The sequence below is a fragment of the Streptomyces sp. NBC_00885 genome (genome assembly GCF_045207475.1).
In the GTDB taxonomy this organism is placed as follows: Bacteria; Actinomycetota; Actinomycetes; order Streptomycetales; family Streptomycetaceae; genus Streptomyces.
In genome coordinates, this window is sequence record NZ_CP108796.1 from 2,184,811 (window position 1) to 2,207,500 (window position 22,690).

At 67.3% G+C, this 22,690-nt stretch carries 13 protein-coding genes, 1 tRNA gene and 2 rRNA genes (1 of these 16 cut by a window edge); 3 read left to right on the forward strand and 13 right to left on the reverse strand.

The window, feature by feature from the left end; all coding sequences use genetic code 11:
• The first annotated feature begins 148 nt into the window (after positions 1–148).
• Together OHA61_RS09515 and OHA61_RS09520 are read left to right on the forward strand one after the other, a co-directional pair.
• Positions 149–973, forward strand: a complete 825-nt coding sequence (locus OHA61_RS09515) for an Fpg/Nei family DNA glycosylase (protein ID WP_406302696.1) — start codon at positions 149–151, stop codon at positions 971–973.
• A 32-nt stretch (positions 974–1,005) separates the two neighbouring features.
• Positions 1,006–1,779: an SDR family NAD(P)-dependent oxidoreductase gene (locus tag OHA61_RS09520; RefSeq protein WP_406302697.1), complete on the forward strand. Its 774-nt coding sequence runs from the start codon at positions 1,006–1,008 to the stop codon at positions 1,777–1,779.
• Here OHA61_RS09520 and OHA61_RS09525 read toward each other — a convergent pair.
• From OHA61_RS09525 to OHA61_RS09570, 10 genes are all read right to left on the reverse strand, one after another.
• The gene (locus tag OHA61_RS09525; RefSeq protein ID WP_361915533.1) at positions 1,727–1,996 is read right to left on the reverse strand and encodes a hypothetical protein; all 270 of its coding nucleotides are present in this window, start codon (positions 1,994–1,996) and stop codon (positions 1,727–1,729) included. The two genes, OHA61_RS09520 and OHA61_RS09525, sit on opposite strands and share 53 nt — an antisense overlap.
• A 176-nt stretch (positions 1,997–2,172) precedes the next feature.
• The gene (locus OHA61_RS09530; protein ID WP_328667666.1) at positions 2,173–2,643 is read right to left on the reverse strand and encodes a DNA starvation/stationary phase protection protein; all 471 of its coding nucleotides are present in this window, start codon (positions 2,641–2,643) and stop codon (positions 2,173–2,175) included.
• A gap of 146 nt (positions 2,644–2,789) precedes the next feature.
• Positions 2,790–3,173, reverse strand: coding sequence for a helix-turn-helix domain-containing protein (locus OHA61_RS09535; protein WP_019889909.1), 384 nt, complete (start codon positions 3,171–3,173; stop codon positions 2,790–2,792).
• Between the two features lie 109 nt (positions 3,174–3,282).
• Positions 3,283–3,792, reverse strand: coding sequence for a CinA family protein (locus OHA61_RS09540; protein ID WP_406302698.1), 510 nt, complete (start codon positions 3,790–3,792; stop codon positions 3,283–3,285).
• The gene (pgsA, locus tag OHA61_RS09545; RefSeq protein WP_324974950.1) at positions 3,789–4,454 is read right to left on the reverse strand and encodes a CDP-diacylglycerol--glycerol-3-phosphate 3-phosphatidyltransferase; all 666 of its coding nucleotides are present in this window, start codon (positions 4,452–4,454) and stop codon (positions 3,789–3,791) included. Before pgsA ends, OHA61_RS09540 begins: the two co-directional genes overlap by 4 nt.
• Complete coding sequence (gene rimO / locus OHA61_RS09550; RefSeq protein ID WP_406302699.1) at positions 4,451–5,908, reverse strand: 30S ribosomal protein S12 methylthiotransferase RimO; 1,458 nt, start codon at positions 5,906–5,908, stop codon at positions 4,451–4,453. The genes pgsA and rimO overlap by 4 nt, the downstream gene beginning before the upstream one ends.
• A 71-nt stretch (positions 5,909–5,979) precedes the next feature.
• On the reverse strand, positions 5,980–6,813 hold the full coding sequence (locus OHA61_RS09555) for a helix-turn-helix domain-containing protein (RefSeq protein ID WP_406302700.1): 834 nt from the start codon (positions 6,811–6,813) through the stop codon (positions 5,980–5,982).
• A gap of 189 nt (positions 6,814–7,002) precedes the next feature.
• Positions 7,003–9,765: a DNA translocase FtsK gene (locus OHA61_RS09560; protein WP_406302701.1), complete on the reverse strand. Its 2,763-nt coding sequence runs from the start codon at positions 9,763–9,765 to the stop codon at positions 7,003–7,005.
• Positions 9,766–9,879: 114 nt separating this feature from the next.
• Positions 9,880–10,560, reverse strand: a complete 681-nt coding sequence (locus tag OHA61_RS09565; RefSeq protein WP_266489058.1) for a two-component system response regulator — start codon at positions 10,558–10,560, stop codon at positions 9,880–9,882.
• A 244-nt stretch (positions 10,561–10,804) separates the two neighbouring features.
• Positions 10,805–16,288, reverse strand: a complete 5,484-nt coding sequence (locus tag OHA61_RS09570; protein ID WP_406302703.1) for a HAMP domain-containing protein — start codon at positions 16,286–16,288, stop codon at positions 10,805–10,807.
• A gap of 268 nt (positions 16,289–16,556) precedes the next feature.
• On the opposite strand from OHA61_RS09570, the gene OHA61_RS09575 reads away from it, so the two are divergent.
• A complete protein-coding gene (locus OHA61_RS09575) occupies positions 16,557–19,211 on the forward strand; it encodes a SpoIIE family protein phosphatase (protein ID WP_406302705.1) in 2,655 nt (884 codons plus the stop codon).
• Between the two features lie 46 nt (positions 19,212–19,257).
• Here OHA61_RS09575 and OHA61_RS09580 read toward each other — a convergent pair.
• The 3 genes from OHA61_RS09580 to OHA61_RS09590 form a co-directional block, all read right to left on the reverse strand.
• Positions 19,258–19,330: transfer RNA gene (locus OHA61_RS09580), tRNA-Thr, on the reverse strand.
• Positions 19,331–19,509: 179 nt separating this feature from the next.
• Positions 19,510–19,626: ribosomal RNA gene (rrf, locus tag OHA61_RS09585) — 5S ribosomal RNA — on the reverse strand.
• A 92-nt stretch (positions 19,627–19,718) separates the two neighbouring features.
• Positions 19,719–22,690 (reverse strand): 23S ribosomal RNA (locus OHA61_RS09590); it runs 152 nt beyond the window's last position.

Consider the following 22,690-nt stretch of genomic DNA (forward strand, 5'->3'; position numbering starts at 1 on the left):
GGATGCGGCCTTCGGCCGCATGTCCTCAAACGCCGGACGGGCTGAAAATCAGCCCCGCCGGCGATTGAGGCGCGGGGGTCCGGGGCGGAGCCCCCGTAATGGGACGCCTCCGCCGCAGGCGATCCCCGCACCCCGCATCATGGATGGCATGCCCGAAGGAGACACCGTCTGGCAGACCGCCCAGCGCCTGCACACCGCCCTCGCGGGGCAAGCCCTCACCCGGTCCGACCTCCGCGTCCCCCGCCTCGCCACCGCCGATCTCACCGGGCGGGCCGTCCTGGACGTCACCCCGCGCGGCAAGCATCTGCTCACCCGCATCGAGGGCGGTCTGACCCTCCACTCGCATCTGCGGATGGAGGGCTCCTGGCAGGTGTACGACTCCGGCGAGCGCTGGCGCGGCGGCCCCACGCACCAGATCCGGGCGATCCTCGGCAATGCGGCCCACACCGCCGTCGGCTACCGGCTGCCCGTCCTGGAGCTGCTGTGTACGGCCGACGAGAACCAAGCGGTCGGCCATCTCGGCCCTGACCTGCTGGGCCCCGACTGGGACCCGGAGATCGCCGCCGCCCATCTGCTCTCGGACCCCTCCCGCCCCCTCGGCGAGGCCCTGCTCGACCAGCGGAATCTGGCGGGCATCGGCAATGTCTACAAGTCGGAGCTGGCCTTTCTGGCCCGAGTGACGCCCTGGCTGCCCGTCGGCGAGCTCCCTGCCGACACTCCCGCCCGCCTCGTCGCCACGGCCCACCGCCTCCTTGACGCGAACAAGAACAGCTTCGACCGCCGCACCACCACCGCGGCCGGCCGCCGCCCCGGCGACCGGCTCCATGTCTACGGCCGCGAGGGCCGGCCCTGTCTGCGCTGCGGCACCGCGATCCGCAAGGCCGAGCAGGGCGACGGCAGCCGCGCGCGCCCCACCTACTGGTGCCCTGGCTGCCAGTCCGGCCCCATTCCCTCATCCCGCCACACTAGTTGACGCCCCGTCAGATCCAGTCGTACGGTCCCCGCATGCCCCTCACGGCGTACGACCTCACCGGCCGCACCGCGTTCATCACCGGCGCAGCGAGCGGCATAGGCCGCGCCTGTGCCGTCCTGCTGGCCGAGGCGGGAGCCACCGTCCACTGCGCGGACATCGACGAGAAGAGCCTCGACGAGACCCGGTCCCTGATCTCCGAGGCGGGCGGCACCGCGCACACCCATCCCCTCGACGTCAGCGAGCGCGCCCAGGTCAAGTCCGCGATCGAGTACGCCGCGAGCAGCGGCCGACTGGACATCCTGGCCGCCGTCGCCGGAATCATGCACAGCAGCACGGTCCTGGAGACGAGGGACGAGGACCTGGACCGTGTCCTCGCGGTCAACTTCAAGGGGATCCTGTACGCCTGCCAGGAGTCGGCCCGCGTGATGATCGCCGCGGGCACACCCGGTTCCATCGTCACCATGGCATCCGGCGCCGTGGATGCGGCGAGCGCCGGTCTGCTCTGCTACAGCGTTGCCAAGGCGGCCGTCGTCCAGCTCACCAAGACGCTCGCGACCGAACTAGGCCCGCACTCCATCCGTGTCAACGCCGTCGCCCCCGGCTGGATCCGCACGCCGATGACCGACCGCCACGACGCCACGCTCCAGCACCAGGCCGAGGCAGCGATGGTCCGGCTGTCGCCGCTCCGCCGCGTGGGCGAGCCCGAGGACATCGCCCATACGGTGCTTCATCTGGCCTCGGACGCGTCCAGCTTCACGACGGGCCAGATCCTCCGCCCGAACGGTGGCGTCGCAATGCCCTGGTGATGCTGACGTCGCGCACCGCACCGATACCGGCCGTGCTCCCGCGGGACGCTGTCACATGCACGGGCAGCAGGCTCAGCCCCCATCCGCCCGCTGCCACCGCGCCCTCCACAAGACCCGACTGCTCGGGCACGATCACCAGCCGCAACACGGCCCACCACCACAGTCCGCCCGCCATCAGGCCCAGGGTGACCACCGGCGCGACCCCGCGTACTGCCATGGCTGCCTCCTCCGGTCCACGCTAGACCGGCGCAATCGCCCACGGGAGGGCGCACCGGAGCCCAACCGGCGCACAGTGCGCCGATCGCCTCTCTCCAGGGTGCGCCGGGACGCCGCAGCCCGCAGCCGCCCGAAGCCCGCCGGAAGCGCGAAGCACGAAACCCGTGAAGCCCGGTCCTATGCGCTCTCCGCCTGGAACATCCATGCGTGCTTCTCCAGATCCGCCGTCAGCCCGATCAGCACGTCCTGACTCACCGGATCCGGATCCGCGGTCACCTCGATCCGCTCCCGCATGCGCCCGATCACCGCCCCCAGTGCGTCCACCAATGTCCGCACGGCATCCCCGTCCTTGATCCACCCCTCGGGCACCGCGCCGATGGCGCTCTGCGCCGCCACCGTCGCGGCCCGCCCGTCCGGCGTCACTCCGATCGCCGACGCACGCTCGGCCACCGTGTCGGAGTGCTGCCGCGCGGTGTCCACCACCTCGTCGAGCTGCAGATGTACGGACCTGAAACGCGGGCCCACGACATTCCAGTGGACCTGCTTCGCCACCAGCGCGAGATCCACCAGGTCCACGAGCGCACCCCTGAGTGCGTCGCCGACCGTCTTGAGGTCCGCCTCGGACAGAGAGCTCTTCACGACAGACATCCATGTCCTCCACTCGGTTCGCAGCTACCCGCCCACGATTGCACAGCCACCACAAACGGGACATCCAGGGCAAGCGAAAGCCCCGACCGGTACTCGAGTACCAGTCGGGGCTCAGCTGCAAACCAGGTCGTACAGAGCCGTACGGATCAGGCGGCGACGACGTCGACCGCCTCCGCAGGCGCCTTGATGGTCACCCGCTCCGTCGGCACACCCGCCACCGACGTCACGGAGACGGAATTGAGCATCGGGCGTACTGGCGCAGGCACCGGCTCGCTGGCCGCTGCCGACTCGGCCAGCTCGGCCAGCGACAGCTCGTCGCTCACTTCTCGCATGAGCTCGGACATCCGTACGTCAAGCGCGTCGCAGATCGCGGAGAGCAGCTCGGAGGAAGCCTCCTTCTGCCCCCGCTCCACCTCGGAGAGATAGCCGAGCGATACTCGGGCGGACGAGGAGACTTCGCGCAGAGTACGGCCCTGGCGCTGGCGCTGCCGACGCAGCACGTCACCCAGCAGGCGACGGAGCAGAATCATCGGTGGCTCCCTCCTCGGACCGCGTAGCCGCATCCTTCACGCCCCACCGTACCGCCTCGTGCCGCGGCCGTGCGGGGAGCGATGTCGTGTTCACTCAGGGCTGCAAACATCAAGTCCCCCCGTTCTGTTCCGTATCCTGTGTCCGCGCATTTTCGTGGAGTTCGCCCGCGAGCAAGTCGAGCACGCTCCGTACACTCTCTCTACGGATGTCCACCCGGCCACCGTTCAATCGCAGAGCGGCCACCTTCCCGGCGCCGTCCGGTCCCGCGACCGCCACATAGACCGTCCCGACGGGCTGCCCGTCCTGCGGTTCGGGGCCCGCCACACCCGTGGTCGCGATGCCCCAGGAAGCGCCCAGCACCTCCCGCACACCGGCCGCCATCTGCCGCGCAACCTCGGGATCCACCGCGCCGCGCTCCGCCAGAAGAGTCCCGTCGACGCCGAGAACATCCCTCTTCAGAGTGGTTGCGTACGCCGTCACGGAGCCGCGGAAGGTCTTCGAGGCTCCCGGTACGGCGGTCAGCTCGGCGGCCACCAGACCGCCGGTGAGCGACTCGGCGACGGCCAGCGTCTCGCCACGCTCCGCAAGCAGAGCAAGCACCTGAGCCGCGGTCGTCACCGCGTGTCCCCCGCCGCGGCCCGTTCCGCGGCCAGTCCCCTGCGCCTCAGCACAATCGCCTGTCGCACATAGTCGAGGCCGGTGAGCACCGTCAGCACGACGGCCACGGCCATCACCCAGAAGCGAAGAGTGGCCAGCGCCCCGGTGAGCGCCAGGACATACATACCGACCGCCGTGCCCTGCGCGAGGGTCTTCATTTTGCCACCGCGACTGGCGGGAATTACTCCATGCCGGATCACCCAGAACCGCATCAGTGTGATTCCGAGCTCCCGGAAGAGGATCACTCCGGTCACCCACCACGGCAGATCGCCGAGCGCCGACAGGCAGATCAGCCCGGCGGCCATGATCGCCTTGTCGGCGATCGGGTCGGCGATCTTCCCGAAGTCGGTGACGAGGTTGTACGCCCGCGCCAGGTGGCCGTCGAAGATGTCGGTGATCATGGCGACGGCGAACGCCGCCCACGCCCAGGCCCGCCAGGCCGGGTCGTAGCCGCCGTCCTGGAGCATCAGAACGACGAAGGCGGGCACGAGCACCAGCCGCACCATGGTGAGGATGTTGGCGATGTTCCAGAGGCTCGCCTGATTGACGGCCGCGGCGCCCAGCTTGCCGCCGGGTGCCGGCCTACCGGTGCCGCCCCCCGCGGATGCCGGCACTCCGGTCATGTGCCTGCCTCCTCGGGAAGACATTCGGCCACCAGGTCGACGCCTTCGGTATCCACTGCCTTCGCCATGACGATACGGCCGGGCACAAGCCCGTCGCTCGTGGTGAAGACGACCTGGCCGTCCGTCTCGGGAGCCTGGTGCAGCGCACGGCCCACCGCACCGTCCTCGTCGTCCACCGACTCGACGAGCACCTCGAGCGTCTCGCCGAGACGCTCCTCGGCGCGCTGGGCGGTCAGCTCCTCGGCGAGCCGCGAGAGGTGGTCGAGGCGCTCGGCGATGACGTCGGCGTCGAGCTTGTTGTCGTACGAGACCGCCTCGGTGCCGTCCTCGTCGGAGTAGCCGAAGACGCCGATGGCGTCGAGGCGCGCCTCGGTGAGGAAGCGTTCCAGTTCGGCGAAGTCCGCCTCGCTCTCGCCGGGGAAGCCGACGATGAAGTTGGACCGCACACCCGCCTGCGGAGCCTTGCCACGGATGGTCTCGAGCAGTTCCAGGAAGCGTTCGGTGTCGCCGAAGCGCCGCATCGCGCGCAGCACGTCGGGCGCGGAGTGCTGGAAGGACAGGTCGAAGTAGGGGGCGATCTTCGGTGTCGAGGTGAGGACGTCGATCAGCCCCGGCCGCATCTCCGCGGGCTGCAGATAGCTGACCCGCACCCGCTCGATGCCGTCGACCTCGGCGAGTTCGGGCAGCAGGGTCTCCAGCAGGCGGATGTCGCCGAGGTCCTTGCCGTAGGAGGTGTTGTTCTCGGAGACGAGCATGACCTCCTTGACGCCCTGCTCGGCCAGCCAGCGCGTCTCGCCTAGCACATCGCTCGGCCGCCGCGAGATGAAGGAGCCGCGGAAGGACGGGATGGCGCAGAAGGAGCAGCGCCGGTCGCAGCCGGATGCCAGCTTCACGGACGCGACGGGGCTGGTGTCGAGCCGGCGGCGCAGCGGGGCGCGCGGCCCGGAGGCGGGCGCGACGCCTTCCGGAAGATCCGCCGGCGCACCGTGCCCCGGCAGCGCCACGTCCGTGCCGGCCTCCTGGCGCTCGACCGGGCTCAGCGGCAGCAGCTTGCGGCGGTCGCGCGGGGTGTGCGAGGAGTGGATGCCGCCGTTGAGGATGGTCTGCAGGCGGTCGGAGATGTCGGCGTAGTCGTCGAAGCCCAGCACACCGTCCGCCTCGGGCAGTGCCTCGGCCAGCTCCTTGCCGTACCGCTCGGCCATGCAGCCGACGGCGACCACGGCCTGGGTCCGGCCGTGGTCCTTGAGATCGTTGGCTTCGAGAAGGGCGTCGACGGAGTCCTTCTTGGCGGCCTCGACGAATCCGCAGGTGTTGACGACTGCGACATCCGCGTCGGAGGCTTCCTCGACGAGCTCCCAGCCGTCCGCTGCCAAGCGGCCTGCAAGCTCCTCCGAGTCCACCTCGTTACGGGCGCAGCCAAGAGTGACAAGGGCGACGGTACGGCGTTCGGGCATGGGCTCAAGACTACTTTGTCCTGGCCCACGCCCCTGCCCCCAGGGTTGTGGGCCCCTCCACGCCTTCCGAGCTAGCCGACCTCGGGGTCGCCCTTCGTGTACGAGAGCCGCTCGACCTGGCCCGTCTCGAACTCGTCCTCGACCTTCTTGCCGTTCACATACAGCTCGATCGCGCCGGCGTTCCCCAGGATCAGATCGACCCGCTCGTCGTCCTGGAAGGTCCTGGACTCGCCTTTGAGGAGGGTTCCGTCGAAGAGCAGCTTGCCGTTGTGCGACTTGGCGGAGATCCAGCTCTTGTCGTCCAGGACGGAGAGCTTCACCGTCACCTTGTCCTTCGGCACCGCCGCGATGGCACTGTCGGAGGGGGTGGGATCGACGGGTTTGGCCGGGGCGGGCTTGGTCGGCGTGGGCTTCTGATCGGGCGCCGGGCCCTCCGCCACATGGTTGTTCTTGTCGCCGCTGTCGCCGCCGTTGACGAGCGTGAAGCCGACGAAGCCGATCACCGCGACGATCGCAGCGACCATGGCGGCGGTCCAGTTGGGACGGCCGCGTTCGGGACGGATGCGCTCGGCCTCGAAGAGGGGCGCGGCAGGTGTGGGGGCGGGACGGCCGCCGTGGTCCGCGTCGTACTGCGCGACGAGTGGATCGGGATCGAGCCCGACGGCACGCGCGATCGTGCGGATATGACCGCGCGCGTAGACGTCGCCGCCGCAGCGGGAGAAGTCGTCCTCTTCGATCGCATGCACGATCGGGACGCGCACCCGGGTGGAGGAGCTGACCTCGTCAACGGTCAGACCTGCGGCGGTGCGGGCTTCCTGGAGCACACGTCCGATCGAAGGCCGGTCGTCTTCAGCCGAGGGTTCGACTGAAGGCCGGTCGTCTTCGGGGGAGTTGCCGATGGACACGGGGGCGCCTTTCGAGCGTGTAGCCACCTGCTGGAGGTTCAGTTTAGGGGTGGTACGAAAGGGTGGGGCAACCGGGCGGAGGGAGTTTGTACGCCATCAGAATGGCGAGCCGTCTCGATGGTGGGACATCTGGCTGTCCCTCCCTCCAACTTGACGTACGACTAAGGGAAACGGTTGCTCTCAGAAGCATTACGACTCGGACTCCCCGCGTATCACGGCGAGCACTCCGTCCAGCTCATCAGGTTTCACCAGAACGTCGCGCGCCTTGGAGCCCTCGCTCGGCCCGACGATGTTCCGCGACTCCATCAGATCCATGAGTCTTCCCGCCTTCGCGAAGCCCACACGCAACTTCCGCTGGAGCATCGACGTCGATCCGAACTGGGTGGACACAACCAGCTCGGCCGCCTGGCAGAGCAGATCGAGGTCGTCGCCGATGTCCTCGTCGATCTCCTTCTTCTGCTTGGTGCCGACCACGACGTCCTCGCGGAAGACGGGCGCCATCTGATCCTTGCAGTGCTGGACGATCGCCGCGACTTCGTCCTCGGTGACGAAGGCGCCCTGCATACGGGTGGGCTTGTTGGCGCCCATCGGCAGGAAGAGGCCGTCGCCCTTGCCGATCAGCTTCTCGGCGCCGGGCTGGTCGAGGATGACCCTGCTGTCGGCGAGCGACGATGTCGCGAAGGCCAGCCGTGAGGGCACGTTCGCCTTGATCAGACCGGTGACGACATCGACGGACGGGCGCTGGGTCGCCAGCACCAGATGGATGCCGGCGGCGCGGGCCAGCTGGGTGATGCGGACGATGGCGTCCTCGACATCGCGCGGCGCGACCATCATCAGATCGGCGAGCTCGTCGACGATGACCAGCAGATACGGATACGGCGTGAGCTCGCGCTCACTGCCCTCCGGCGGCTTGACCTTGCCGTTCCTGATGGCCTCGTTGAAGTCGTCGATATGGCGGTAGCCGTACGCCGCGAGGTCGTCGTAGCGCAGATCCATCTCGCGCACGACCCACTGCAGCGCCTCGGCGGCCCGCTTGGGGTTGGTGATGATCGGCGTGATCAGGTGCGGAATGCCCTCGTACGCGTTGAGCTCGACCCGCTTGGGGTCGACGAGCACCATGCGTACGTCCTCCGGGGTCGCCCGCACCATGACCGAGGTAATCAGACAGTTGATGCAGGAGGACTTTCCGGAGCCGGTCGCGCCCGCGACCAGGACGTGCGGCATCTTGGCGAGGTTGGCCATCTCGTAGCCGCCCTCGACGTTCTTGCCGAGCGCCACCAGCATGGGGTGGTCGTCCTCCGCCGCGTCCGCGAGACGCAGCACATCGCCGAGCTTGACCATCTCGCGGTCGGAGTTCGGGATCTCGATGCCGACCGCGGACTTGCCGGGGATCGGGGAGATGATCCGTACGTCGGGGCTGGCGACGGCGTACGCGATGTTCTTGGTGAGGGCGGTGATCCGCTCGACCTTCACGGCCGGGCCCAGCTCCACCTCGTACCGCGTGACCGTCGGACCGCGGGTGAAGCCGGTGACCGCCGCGTCGACCTTGAACTCCATGAAGACGTTGCTGAGCGAGGCGACGACCGCGTCGTTGGCCGCGCTGCGCGTCTTGCCGGGGCCACCGCGCTCCAGCAGGTCCAGGGAGGGCAGGGCGTAGGTGATGTCGCCGGAGAGCTGAAGCTGCTCGGCGCGCGGCGGCAGGGGCTGCGACTCCTCGGGCGCGGGCTTGGTCAGATCAGGTACGGATCCCTTCGGCCCGCTCTGCTTCGGCTGGGGCTCCTCGGGCTCGCGCGCGCCGGGCACCGGGCTCGCCGCGCGTCGGCGCTCGGCGGTGACATCACGCGTGAGGTCGGCGACCAGCGGCGAGGGCGGCATGCCGTTCAGTACGGCACCGTCGAGCGCGGCGGCTGCCGCCGCGGCCACGTCCACGGCGTCCATCGGACGGTCCATGGCGGGCTGCACCGAGGGCTTGCGCGGCCGCCTGCGCCGGGACAGCGCCTCCTGCTCGGCGTGGTCCGGGTCGTAGTCCGCCGGGGCTTCGCGCCGGCGCACGGAGGAGCGGCCCGCACGCCCGGGCACGGCCTCGCGCCACTGCTCCTCGTAGCGCTCGTCGTCGGTGGCCTCGCCGTCAGCCTCCGGCTCGTACACCGGGTCGACGATGCCGAGCTTGGATCCGAGCAGCCGCAGCCGCTGAGGAATCGCGTTGACGGGGGTTGCGGTGACGACGAGCAGCCCGAAGATCGTGAGCAGTACGAGCAGCGGTACGGCGAGCACGTCGCCCATGGTGAAGATCAGCGGCTTGGACGCGGCCCAGCCGATCAGCCCGCCCGCGTCCTGCATCGCCTCGGTGCCTTCCCCGCGGCCGGGTGAGCCGCAGGCGATATGAACCTGACCGAGCACGCCGACGACGAGCGCGGACAGACCGATCACGATCCGGCCGTTCGCCTCGGGCTTCTCGGGATAGAGGATCAGTCGTACGGCGATCGCGGCCAGCAGTATCGGCACGAGCAGATCGAGCCGGCCGAAGGCTCCGGTCACCAGCATCTCGACGAGATCGCCGACCGGTCCGCTCAGATTGGACCAGGTACCCGCGGCGACGATCAGGCCCAGCGCGAGAAGCAGCAGTGCCAGGCCGTCCTTGCGGTGCGCGGGGTCAAGACCCTTGGCACCCCGCCCTATGCCGCGGAACATGGCGCCCACGGCGTGGGCGAGACCGAGCCAGAGGGCGCGCACGAGCCGGTACACGCCCCCCGTGGGGGACGGTGCGGGCTTCGGTGCGGCCTTCTTGGCCGCCGCCTTCTTCGCGGGTGCTTTCTTCGTGGGCGCGGTCTTCTTCACGGCGGCTTTCTTGGCGGGCGCCGCCTTCTTCGCGGCACCGGTCGTACGGCCGGCGCGCGGTTTCGCGGTGCCCGCCGCGCCCTGGGAACCCTTGCCGGACGTACGTGAGGCCATGATGGTGAGGTTACCGGTGCCGACCGCAGTGGACACGTGTGCCTACTGCTTCACCCGTTCGTGTCGTCGCCCGAGAGCCGGAAACTGACGGCCCCTCAAGCTCAGGGTGCCGGTTCAGTTCTGCGAGGGCAGCGTCGGCGTACCACCGCCGGCGCCCGGCTCCAGCGCGTCGAGCGCCCGGCGCAAACCCGTGAGTTTGCGTTCGAGATGGGCGGCGGTGGCGACGGCGGCGGCATCGGCCGAGTCGTCGTCGAGCTGTTTGGACAGCGCTTCGGCCTGTTCCTCAACTGCCGCGAGCCGTGCGGAAAGCTCGGCGAGGAGCCCCGCGGGCTCCTTGCTGTTCCCCGCCGGGTGTCCGCCGCCCTCCAGCTGGAGGCGCAGCAGCGCGGCCTGCTCACGCAGTTGGCAGTTCTTCATATAGAGCTCGACGAAGACCGAGACCTTCGCGCGCAGCACCCACGGGTCAAAGGGCTTGGAGATGTAGTCGACCGCACCCGCGGCGTAACCCCGGAAGGTGTGGTGCGGGCCGTGGTTGATCGCGGTGAGGAAGATGATCGGGATGTCCCGGGTCCGCTCCCGCCGCTTGATGTGCGCGGCCGTCTCGAATCCGTCCATGCCGGGCATCTGGACATCCAGCAGAATGACCGCGAAGTCGTCCGTCAGCAGCGCCTTGAGCGCTTCCTCCCCTGACGATGCCCGCACCAGTGTCTGATCGAGCGCAGAGAGGATCGCCTCCAGCGCGAGCAGATTCTCCGGCCGGTCATCGACCAGGAGGATCTTGGCCTTCTGCACCATGGCCCGTCCTCCTCGCCCCGGAAGTGCACCGGGCGCCGCCCCAGGGGACGACTCCCTTGCGTCGCCCGTCCTTGTGCCGGTCATGGTAGCCGCACCCCGCCTGTCGCCACACCCTGTCACCGTGATGTCACAGTGCACGTAGCAGAAACGTAGCGGGAGACCAGAAGGTTCCCCGAATACCGTCGCCTCACACGCCTTAGGGCACAGTCAGTCAGCAACTCGCGGCGATCCGGGCAGGCATCGCTCACTCCCCGCGCATCCATTGCTCCATCACCGAGAGCAAATGGTCCGGATCAACCGGCTTGGTGACATAGTCGGAAGCGCCGGACTCGATGGCCTTCTCGCGGTCGCCCTTCATCGCCTTCGCGGTCAGCGCGATGATCGGCAGACCGGCGAACTGGGGCATCCTGCGGATCGCCGTCGTCGTGGCGTACCCGTCCATTTCCGGCATCATGATGTCCATCAGTACGACCGTCACATCGTCGTGCTGCTCCAGGACTTCGATGCCCTCCCGGCCGTTCTCCGCGTACAGCACCGACAGGCCGTGCTGCTCCAGCACGCTGGTGAGGGCGAAGACATTGCGGATGTCGTCGTCGACGATGAGCACCTTCTCGCTGTCGAACACGAAGGTGCGCCTCGCCTCCGGCGCCTCCTGGCTGCCGTTCGCCGCGGCCCACTGCTCCGAGCCGGGCGCCGCGCCCTGGCGCCCGGGCAGCGCGTGCCGCTGCTCCACGGAGCCGAGAGCGTTGCGCCGGCGCCGGAACAGGGCAGCCGGACCCGCGTGAGCGTCCAAGGGCCCCGACGGCTCCTGGTGCCCCTGCGGGATGAAGTCCTCCCCACCGTCGTCCGCGCCGCCGCGCAGCGGATCGGCCGCGCCGGGGGCGAGCTGCGGGTAGCCCTGCGGCGGCAGTTCGCTCGGGTGAAGGGGCAAGTAGAGAGTGAAGGTCGAGCCGCGGCCCGGTTCGCTCGCCGCGTGGATCTCACCGCCGAGCAGCCGGGCGATCTCCCGGCTGATCGACAGACCCAGGCCCGTACCGCCGTACTTGCGGCTGGTCGTGCCGTCCGCCTGCTTGAACGCCTCGAAGATCACCCGCATCTTGCCGGCGGCGATCCCGATTCCGGTGTCCGTGACGGAGAAGGCGATCAGATCGCCGTCCGCGTCCCGCAGCGACCCCGCCTCCAGCAGCTGCTCGCGGATCGACTGCGGCACATCGGCGCTCGCCGGCCGGATCACCAGCTCGACCGCGCCGCTGTCGGTGAACTTCACCGCGTTGGACAGGAGGTTGCGCAGCACCTGCAGCAGTCGCTGTTCGTCGGTGTGCAGTGTCGCCGGCAGCTCCGGCGACACCCGTACGGAGAAGTCGAGACCCTTCTCCGCGGTCAGCGGCCGGAACGTCGCCTCCACATAGTCGACGAGCTGCACCAGTGCGATGCGGGTCGGGCTGACGTCCATCTTGCCCGCCTCGACCTTCGACAGATCGAGGATGTCGTTGATCAGCTGCAGCAGATCGGAGCCCGCGCCATGGATCGTCTCGGCGAACTCCACCTGCTTCGGCGAGAGATTGCCCTCGGCGTTGTCCGCGAGCAACTTGGCCAGGATCAGCAGGGAGTTGAGCGGCGTACGCAGCTCGTGCGACATGTTCGCCAGGAACTCCGACTTGTAGCGCATCGAGACCGCGAGCTGCTCGGCCCGCTCCTCCAGCACCTGCCGCGCCTCTTCGATCTCGGTGTTCTTCACCTCGATGTCGCGGTTCTGCTGCGCCAGCAGCTCGGCCTTCTCCTCCAGTTCGGCGTTGGAGGCCTGCAGCGCCTTCTGCCGGTTCTCCAGCTCCGCCGAGCGCTCACGCAGCTGCTCGGTCAGCTCCTGCGACTGCTTGAGCAGCACCTCGGTCTTCGTATTGACGCTGATGGTGTTGACGCTCGTCGCGATCATCTCGGCGATCTGGTTGAGGAAGTCCCGCTGGATCTGGGTGAAGGGCTGGAACGACGCCAGCTCGATCACACCGAGGACCTTCCCCTCGAAGAGCACCGGCAGCACGATCACATACGCCGGTGAGGCCTCCCCGAGCCCGGAGGAGATCTTCAGATAGCCCGGCGGCACATTCACCTGGATGGTCCGCTTCTCCTCGGCCGCGGTGCCGATCAGGGTCTCGCCGGGACGGAACGCGGTCGGCATCAGACCGGCGGAGTAGCCGTAACTGCCGCGCATGCACAGCTCGTACGACAGCTCCCCGCCCCCCGGCACATCCGCGCCGCCGCCCGTCGGCATCGCCAGGAAGAACGCGCCGTGCTGCGCCGAGACGACGGGCGTGAGCTCGCTCATGATCAGCGAGGCCACGTCGTCGAGGTCGCGGCGGCCCTGCATCAGACCGGAGATACGGGCCAGGTTGCCCTTGAGCCAGTCCTGCTCCTCGTTGGCGAGGGTCGTGTCGCGGAGGTTCGCGATCATCGTGTTGATGTTGTCCTGCAGGACCTGGATCTCACCGGCCGCATCCACGTCGATCTTGAGGTTCAGATCGCCGCGGGTCACCGCGGTCGCCACGGCCGCGATCGCGCGCACCTGGCGGGTCAGGTTCCCTGCCATCTCGTTCACCGACTCGGTGAGGTCGCGCCAGGTGCCGTCGACGTCCCGGACCCGGGCCTGACCGCCCAACTGCCCGTCCGTGCCCACCTCACGGGCCACGCGGGTGACCTCTCCGGCGAACGAGGACAGCTGGTCGACCATCGTGTTGATGGTGGTCTTCAGCTCCAGGATCTCGCCGCGGGCATCGATGTCGATCTTCCGGGTGAGGTCGCCCTTGGCGATGGCGGTGGTGACCGTCGCGATCTGGCGCACCTGACCGGTCAGATTGGAGGCCATCGAGTTCACGGACTCGGTGAGGTCCTTCCACGTACCGGAGACGCCCGGCACATGGGCCTGGCCGCCCAGTTCGCCCTCGGTGCCCACCTCGCGGGCCACCCGGGTCACCTCGTCGGCGAACGACGACAGCGTCGTCACCATCGTGTTGACGGTCTCGGCCAGCTCGGCGACCTCGCCGCGCGCCTCGACCGTCACCTTCTTGGTCAGATCACCGTTGGCGACCGCCGCGGAGACCCGGGCGATGTTACGCACCTGATTGGTGAGGTTGTTGGCCATCAGGTTGACGTTGTCGCTGAGGTCCTTCCAGATGCCGGTGACGCCGCGGACCCGCGCCTGACCGCCCAGCACACCTTCCGTACCCACCTCACGGGCGACCCTGGTGACCTCGTCGGCGAAGTCCGACAGCTGGTCGACCATCGTGTTGACCGTCGTCACCAGTTCGAGGATCTCGCCCTTGGCGTCGACGGTGATCTTCTTCGACAGGTCGCCCTTGGCGACCGCCGTGGTCACTTCGGCGATATTGCGGACCTGTGAAGTCAGGTTGTTCGCCATGAAGTTGACGGACTGGGTGAGGTCCTTCCAGGTGCCGGAGACACCCTGCACCTCGGCCTGACCGCCCAGAATGCCCTCGGTGCCCACCTCGCGCGCGACCCGGGTCACCTGCTCGGCGAAGTTGGAGAGCTGATCCACCATCGTGTTGAGGGTGTTCTTCAGCTCCAGGATCTCGCCCCGGGCATCCACGTCGATCTTCTGCGACAGGTCGCCGCGGGCCACCGCGGTGGCGACCTGCGCGATGTTACGGACCTGACCGGTGAGGTTCTCGGCCATTCCGTTCACCGAGTCGGTCAGATCACGCCACACTCCGGCGACGCCCGGCACCTGCGCCTGGCCGCCGAGGCGGCCCTCCGTGCCCACGTCCCGGGCCACCCGGGTCACCTGCTCGGCGAAGGCCGAGAGCTGGTCGACCATCGTGTTGATGGTGTTCTTCAACTCCAGGATCTCGCCCCGGGCATCCACGTCGATCTTCTGCGACAGGTCACCGCGGGCCACCGCTGTCGTCACCTGAGCGATCTGCCGCACCTGTGAAGTCAGGTTCCCCGCCATGAAGTTGACGGAGTCGGTCAGTTCCTTCCAGGTACCGCTGACGCCGTCGACCCGCGCCTGGCCACCCAGGATGCCCTCCGTGCCCACGTCCCGCGCCATCCGCGTGACCTGGTCGGCGAACGAGGACAGCTGCGACACCATCGTGTTGACGGTGTTCTTCAGCTCCAGCATCTCGCCCGCGACATTGACCGTGACCTTCTGCGACAGATCACCATTGGCGACCGCCGTCGTCACCTGGGCGATGTCCCGCACCTGGCCGGTGAGGTTACGGAACGCGGTGTTCACCGAGTCCGTGAGGTCCTTCCACGTGCCTGCCGCGCCCGGTACTCCGGCCTGCCCGCCGAGGCGACCCTCGACGCCGACTTCCCGGGCCACTCGCGTCACTTCGGAACCGAAGGCCGAGAGCTGGTCCACCATCGTGTTGACGGTGTTCTTGAGTTCCAGCATCTCGCCCGCGACATCGACCGTGACCTTCTGCGACAGATCGCCATTGGCGACCGCCGTCGTCACCTGGGCGATGTCCCGCACCTGGGTGGTCAGATTGCGGAAGACGGTGTTCACCGAGTCGGTGAGGTCCTTCCACGTCCCGGCCGCTCCCGGCACCTGCGCCTGCCCGCCGAGCAGCCCCTCGGCTCCGACCTCGCTCGCCACGCGCGTGACCTCGTCCGCGAACGTACGCAGTGTCTCGGTCATCTGATTGATGGTCTCGGCGAGCTGCGCCACCTCCCCGCGAGCGCTCACCGTGACCTTCTGCGACAGATCGCCGTTGGCGACGGCCGTCGTGACCTCGGCGATGCCGCGCACCTGCGAGGTCAGATTGCCGGCCATGGTGTTCACCGAATCGGTGAGGTCCTTCCACACACCCGCCACACCGGGCACCGTCGCCTGGCCGCCGAGTTCTCCCTCCGTGCCGACCTCCCGGGCCACCCGGGTCACCTCGGAGGAGAAAGAGGACAGCTGGTCGACCATCGTGTTGACGGTGTTCTTCAGCTGAAGCATCTCGCCGGCCACATGGACAGTGACCTTTCGCGACAGATCACCCTTGGCCACGGCCGTGGTAACGAGAGCAATGTCACGCACCTGAGCGGTGAGCCGGTACGCCATGGTGTTGACCGAATCCGTGAGATCTTTCCACGAACCAGACATACCGCGCACCTGTGCCTGGCCGCCGAGTTTGCCCTCGGTGCCGACCTCCAGCGCCACCCGCGTCACCTCGTCGGTGAACGCCGACAGCTGGTCGACCAGGTTGTTGACGGTACGGGCGACCTTCAGGAATTCGCCGCGCAGCGGCCGTACGGACCCCTCGGTGCCGTCCGGGGCGTGCGAGCGCAGCTCCATACGCTGCTCCAGGTCGCCCTCGGCGACCGCCGAGAGGACCCGCCCCACCTCGGACACCGGACGCGCCAGATCGTCCACCAGCGCGTTCGAGGCGTCGATGGCGGCCGCCCAGGAGCCCTCACAGGCCCCCGTCTCCAGCCGCTCGGTCAGCTTCCCCTCGCGCCCGACCATCCTGCGTACGCGTGCGAGCTCACCCGTAAGGTGCAGATTCCGGTCGGCCACCTCGTTGAAAACAGCGGCGATCTCGGCCATCACGCCGTCGCCGGACACCGTCAGGCGCCGACGGAAGTTCCCGTCCCGCATCGACACCAGAGCCGCCAGCAGCCTGTTCAGGGCCGCCGCATCGACTTCGGTTGTCCCATTGTTCCGGGACCGTCCGCCTTTTGCGCGCGTGTTGTTGGCACGCGCCGCCACGCCAGACTCCACCGTGTCCCTCCCGCAGGGGTTGACCGTACTGCCCGGGCTGTCTCCGGAAGCCTGCCCAGTGTTTCACCATGGCCGAACCAGGCCATAACAGTTCGGCAGCTTCGCATAGCGTCCCCACCCCAGGTGGGCGGAAACAGCCGCGACCGGCATCCGCCCGGACAGCGAAGGTAAGTAACCTGGCATCCGGCTGTCCAACCGCCCCGTCCGCCCGGCGGGGGCGGTGTGGGGCGAGTACTGGCACCGGGCACCGGGAGGGGCAGGCCGCATCATGGCAGAGCCGGGCGTCGAGACGCGTACGAGGAGTTCCGTGATCACCGCGCGGGCGGCTGCCACCTTCGACCCTGTCGGGCGGTCCGTCGCGACCGCCCGCGCCTTCGTCCGTGACACGCTGCAGGGGTGGGGACACGCCGACGTCGTGGACGACGCCGTGGTCCTCACCAGCGAACTCGTCACCAACGCCGTCGTGCACGCGGGCACCGCCGCCGATGTCCTGTGTCTGCGCACGGACGACGGCGTACGCGTCGAAGTCGGCGACCGGTACCCCGAACGGGAGATCCCACTCCAGGGCAGCGGCCGTGTCGTCGTCAGCCCCGACCGTGAGAACGGCCGCGGTCTGCTTCTGTGCGCGGCCCTCGCCTCCCGCTGGGGCGTCGAGTACACCCCCACCCACAAGCAGGTGTGGTTCCAACTCGACCTCCCCCAGCGCCCGGTGGGCACCCGCTCCGCCGGCCCGGTCCTGCCCGTGGCCCTGCTCCCGGTCGCCGACGAACGCGTACGCGTCGCCGTCATCCAGATCGACCGCTCCGGCTCGATCTCCGTCTGGAACGAGGACGCGGAGCACCTCTTCGGCTACGCCGCCGACCAGGTCATGGGCAAACCCCTCACCGACGTCGCCGCCTGGCCGCACACGCCCGGCATCGGCACCGGCATCGCCGACGCGCTGCGACTCTCCCGCTGGGAAGGCAGTTACGGCATCCGCGGCACCGACGGCCGCGTCGTGCCCGTCTACGCATCGCACCTTCGCGTACGGGACGCCAACGGCGAGCCCTCCACCGTCTGCCTTCTCGTACGCGACGACGAACGCGCCATTCTGCAGACCCCACAGCGCGCCCCCGTGACCGAAACCGGCGCCGAGAGCCGCACCACCGACCCCTTCGAGATCTTCATCGGCTCCCCCGCACCCGACGACCTCGACGGCCTCCTCCAGCGCACCGTCGAACGCGCCCGCGACATGCTCGACGGCGACGCCGCCTTCCTGCTTCTCGCCACCGACGACGAGACCGAGTTGGAAGTACGGGCCACCACTGGACTGCCCTCCGCCCGCCAGCGGTTCGCCCGCGTCCCCGTCGAAGCCGGCACCGGACGCTACGGCTCCGCCCGTATGCCCGCCGTCCACGAGGACCTCACAGCCGTCCCCGGCGCCGTCCCGCTCCTCAACTCCACCGGCATGCGCTCGGTCGTCACCGTCCCGCTCAAGGTCGAGGGCCGCCTCACCGGCTCCCTCGGCGTCGCCGCAGAATCCGCGGGCCGCTACTCCAACGAGGAGGCCCTGCGCCTCCAGTTCGCCGCCGACCGCATCGCCCTGGCCGTCGAATCGGCGCGCCTCGGCGAACTGGAACGGCTGCGCCGCGGCTCGCTCTCCTTCCTCGTCGAGGCCTCCGACCTGCTCGCCGGAACACTCGACCGCGACCAGACCCTGGCCCTGATGGCCCAGATGACCGTTCCGACACTCGCCACCTGGTGCGCCGTCTACACGATCGCCGACCAGGCCTCCGAGCCGTATCTCAGCTACGTACTGCACGAGGACGAGGAGAGGATCGACGGTCTCAAGGCCCTCCTCTCCAAGATCGACCCGCCCGACCCGGTGACGACCCCCGGCGCCCGCGTGTGGACCGCGCCGGCCGACGCCGCCCACCGGGCTGCCCTGCGCACCTCCCGGCGCGAACTCGGCCTGGGCTCAAGCCCGCCGGTCTCCTCCGGCATCGGCGCCACCCTCGCCACGGCCGCCGCAGTCGGCGGCGAGACCGTCGTCCTGCCGCTCGTCGCCCGCAACCGCGTCATCGGCATGCTGACCCTCGGCAAGCCCTCGGACGACCACTTCCGCCAGGAGATCCTGGAACTCGCCGAAGACCTCTCCCGCCGAGCGGCCCTCGCCCTCGACAACGCCCGTCTGTACTCCGAGCGCGTGGCCATCAGCCAGTCCCTGCAGCGCAGCCTGCTCCCGCCGGAACTCCCCCATGTCCCCGGCGTCGAGGTCGAAGTCATCTACCGGGCGGCGGGCGAAGGAAACGAAGTCGGCGGTGACTTCTACGATCTCTTCCCGATCCGAGACGGCGCGTACGGCTTCGCCATCGGCGACGTGTGCGGTACGGGCCCGGAAGCCGCGGCCGTCACAGGCCTCGCCCGCCACGCCCTGCGTCTGCTCGCCCGGGAGGGCTTCGGAGGCCCCGCGGTCCTGGAGCGGCTGAACGCCGCGATCCTCGACGAGGGAGCCCGCAGCCGCTTCCTCACCCTCCTCTATGGCGAGTTGTGGCCACAGGAGGACGGCAGTGCGATCCTCAAGGTCGTCTGCGCCGGCCACCCGCTCCCGCTGCGCCTGCGCCAGGACGGCAGCGTCGAAGCGGCAGCCGAACCCCAGCCTCTCCTCGGCGTCATGGACGACCTGGAGCTGTACGAGCAGATGGTGACCCTGGACCCGGGCGACGTCCTGCTCTGCGTCACGGACGGCGTCACCGAACGCCGCGAGGGCACCCGCATGCTGGGCGACGACGGCCTGATCGACGTCCTCACCAACTGCACGGGGCTCACGGCGGGCGCGGTCGCCTCCCGCGTCCTGCGCGCGGTCGAACGCTTCGCCGCCGAGCCCGCGTCCGACGACATGGCGATCCTGGCGATGCGCGTCCCGGAGCCTCACAGGTCCTGAACACGCCGAAGGCCCCCGCCAGTTGGCGAGGGCCTTCGTCTGTACGAGCCCCAATACGGAATCGAACCGTAGACCTTCTCCTTACCATGGAGACGCTCTACCGACTGAGCTATTGGGGCGTGCTGCGCGGCGGCAACGAGATAGATCATACACCGAACAGAAGGGTGCTCTAAACCGCCACACCCGGTCCGCAGCCGTGGTCCACGTGCTCAGGTCCCCGTGGACGCCGGCGTGAGCACCCCCGAACGCAAAAATGCCTCAACCCCCGGACAGAGTCCGGGGGTTGAGGCTAAAGATTGTTCGGCGGCGTCCTACTCTCCCACAGGGTCCCCCCTGCAGTACCATCGGCGCTGAAAGGCTTAGCTTCCGGGTTCGGAATGTAACCGGGCGTTTCCCTAACGCAATGACCACCGAAACACTATGAAGATATCGATTCCGGAATCCCCCGGCCAAAGGGGGACTCGACAGTTCGTTACTTCAGAACTGACACAGTGGACGCGAGCAACTGAGGACAAGCCCTCGGCCTATTAGTACCAGTCAGCTCCACCCCTTGCGGGGCTTCCACATCTGGCCTATCAACCCAGTCGTCTACTGGGAGCCTTAACCCCTCAAAGGGGGTGGGAGTCCTCATCTCGAAGCAGGCTTCCCGCTTAGATGCTTTCAGCGGTTATCCTTTCCGAACGTAGCCAACCAGCCATGCCCTTGGCAGGACAACTGGCACACCAGAGGTTCGTCCGTCCCGGTCCTCTCGTACTAGGGACAGCCCTTCTCAAGACTCCTACGCGCACAGCGGATAGGGACCGAACTGTCTCACGACGTTCTAAACCCAGCTCGCGTACCGCTTTAATGGGCGAACAGCCCAACCCTTGGGACCGACTCCAGCCCCAGGATGCGACGAGCCGACATCGAGGTGCCAAACCATCCCGTCGATATGGACTCTTGGGGAAGATCAGCCTGTTATCCCCGGGGTACCTTTTATCCGTTGAGCGACGGCGCTTCCACAAGCCACCGCCGGATCACTAGTCCCGACTTTCGTCCCTGCTCGACCCGTCGGTCTCACAGTCAAGCTCCCTTGTGCACTTACACTCAACACCTGATTGCCAACCAGGCTGAGGGAACCTTTGGGCGCCTCCGTTACCCTTTGGGAGGCAACCGCCCCAGTTAAACTACCCATCAGACACTGTCCCTGATCCGGATCACGGACCCAGGTTAGACATCCAGCACGACCAGAGTGGTATTTCAACGGCGACTCCACAACCACTGGCGTGGCTGCTTCAAAGTCTCCCACCTATCCTACACAAGCCGAACCGAACACCAATATCAAACTGTAGTAAAGGTCCCGGGGTCTTTCCGTCCTGCTGCGCGAAACGAGCATCTTTACTCGTAGTGCAATTTCACCGGGCCTATGGTTGAGACAGTCGAGAAGTCGTTACGCCATTCGTGCAGGTCGGAACTTACCCGACAAGGAATTTCGCTACCTTAGGATGGTTATAGTTACCACCGCCGTTTACTGGCGCTTAAGTTCTCAGCTTCGCCACACCGAAATGTGACTAACCGGTCCCCTTAACGTTCCAGCACCGGGCAGGCGTCAGTCCGTATACATCGCCTTACGGCTTCGCACGGACCTGTGTTTTTAGTAAACAGTCGCTTCTCGCTGGTCTCTGCGGCCACCCCCAGCTCAAGGAGCAAGTCCTCTCACCAGTGATGGCCCCCCTTCTCCCGAAGTTACGGGGGCATTTTGCCGAGTTCCTTAACCATAGTTCACCCGAACGCCTCGGTATTCTCTACCTGACCACCTGAGTCGGTTTAGGGTACGGGCCGCCATGAAACTCGCTAGAGGCTTTTCTCGACAGCATAGGATCATCCACTTCACCACAATCGGCTCGGCATCAGGTCTCAGCCTTAATGTGTGACGGATTTGCCTATCACACGGCCTACACCCTTACCCCGGGACAACCACCGCCCGGGCTGGACTACCTTCCTGCGTCACCCCATCGCTTACCTACTACCACCTTGGGCCGGCGGCTCCACCACTCCCCTTCGCCCGAAGGCTCCAGGACGGCTTCACGGCCTTAGCATTAATGGGCTCGATACTGGGCGTTTCAAAGCGGGTACCGGAATATCAACCGGTTGTCCATCGACTACGCCTGTCGGCCTCGCCTTAGGTCCCGACTTACCCTGGGCAGATCAGCTTGCCCCAGGAACCCTTAGTCAATCGGCGCACACGTTTCTCACGTGTGTATCGCTACTCATGCCTGCATTCTCACTCGTGTACCGTCCACCACTCGCTTACGCGGCGGCTTCACCCGGCACACGACGCTCCCCTACCCATCCCAGCGGGCGTTGGCCCTCATGCTGGAATGACACGACTTCGGCGGTACGCTTGAGCCCCGCTACATTGTCGGCGCGGAATCACTTGACCAGTGAGCTATTACGCACTCTTTCAAGGGTGGCTGCTTCTAAGCCAACCTCCTGGTTGTCTCTGCGACTCCACATCCTTTCCCACTTAGCGTACGCTTAGGGGCCTTAGTCGATGCTCTGGGCTGTTTCCCTCTCGACCATGGAGCTTATCCCCCACAGTCTCACTGCCGCGCTCTCACTTACCGGCATTCGGAGTTTGGCTAAGGTCAGTAACCCGGTAGGGCCCATCGCCTATCCAGTGCTCTACCTCCGGCAAGAAACACACGACGCTGCACCTAAATGCATTTCGGGGAGAACCAGCTATCACGGAGTTTGATTGGCCTTTCACCCCTAACCACAGGTCATCCCCCAGGTTTTCAACCCTGGTGGGTTCGGTCCTCCACGAAGTCTTACCTCCGCTTCAACCTGCCCATGGCTAGATCACTCCGCTTCGGGTCTTGAGCGCGCTACTATATCGCCCTGTTCGGACTCGCTTTCGCTACGGCTTCCCCACGCGGGTTAACCTCGCAACACACCGCAAACTCGCAGGCTCATTCTTCAAAAGGCACGCAGTCACGACGCACAGAGTAAACTCTGCGCGCGACGCTCCCACGGCTTGTAGGCACACGGTTTCAGGTACTATTTCACTCCGCTCCCGCGGTACTTTTCACCATTCCCTCACGGTACTATCCGCTATCGGTCACCAGGGAATATTTAGGCTTAACGGGTGGTCCCGCCAGATTCACACGGGATTTCTCGGGCCCCGTGCTACTTGGGTGTCTCTTAAACGAGCCGCTGATGTTTCAGCTACGGGGGTCTTACCCTCTACGCCGGACCTTTCGCATGTCCTTCGCCTACATCAACGGTTTCTGACTCGTCTCATCGCCGGCAGACGATGACAAAGAGATCCCACAACCCCGTATGCGCAACCCCTGCCGGGTATCACACGCATACGGTTTGGCCTCATCCGGTTTCGCTCGCCACTACTCCCGGAATCACGGTTGTTTTCTCTTCCTGAGGGTACTGAGATGTTTCACTTCCCCTCGTTCCCTCCACACTGCCTATGTGTTCAGCAGCGG

What these genes read in the sequence shown, in the direction of transcription:
- OHA61_RS09515 (WP_406302696.1), top strand. Translation starts at nt 149, where the DNA reads ATGCCCGAAGGAGACACCGTCTGGCAGACCGCCCAGCGCCTGCACACC.
- OHA61_RS09520 (WP_406302697.1), top strand. Translation starts at nt 1,006, where the DNA reads ATGCCCCTCACGGCGTACGACCTCACCGGCCGCACCGCGTTCATCACC.
- OHA61_RS09525 (WP_361915533.1), bottom strand. Translation starts at nt 1,996, where the DNA reads ATGGCAGTACGCGGGGTCGCGCCGGTGGTCACCCTGGGCCTGATGGCG.
- OHA61_RS09530 (WP_328667666.1), bottom strand. Translation starts at nt 2,643, where the DNA reads ATGTCTGTCGTGAAGAGCTCTCTGTCCGAGGCGGACCTCAAGACGGTC.
- OHA61_RS09535 (WP_019889909.1), bottom strand. Translation starts at nt 3,173, where the DNA reads ATGATTCTGCTCCGTCGCCTGCTGGGTGACGTGCTGCGTCGGCAGCGC.
- pgsA (WP_324974950.1), bottom strand. Translation starts at nt 4,454, where the DNA reads ATGACCGGAGTGCCGGCATCCGCGGGGGGCGGCACCGGTAGGCCGGCA.
- rimO (WP_406302699.1), bottom strand. Translation starts at nt 5,908, where the DNA reads ATGCCCGAACGCCGTACCGTCGCCCTTGTCACTCTTGGCTGCGCCCGT.
- OHA61_RS09560 (WP_406302701.1), bottom strand. Translation starts at nt 9,765, where the DNA reads ATGGCCTCACGTACGTCCGGCAAGGGTTCCCAGGGCGCGGCGGGCACC.
- OHA61_RS09565 (WP_266489058.1), bottom strand. Translation starts at nt 10,560, where the DNA reads ATGGTGCAGAAGGCCAAGATCCTCCTGGTCGATGACCGGCCGGAGAAT.
- OHA61_RS09575 (WP_406302705.1), top strand. Translation starts at nt 16,557, where the DNA reads ATGGCAGAGCCGGGCGTCGAGACGCGTACGAGGAGTTCCGTGATCACC.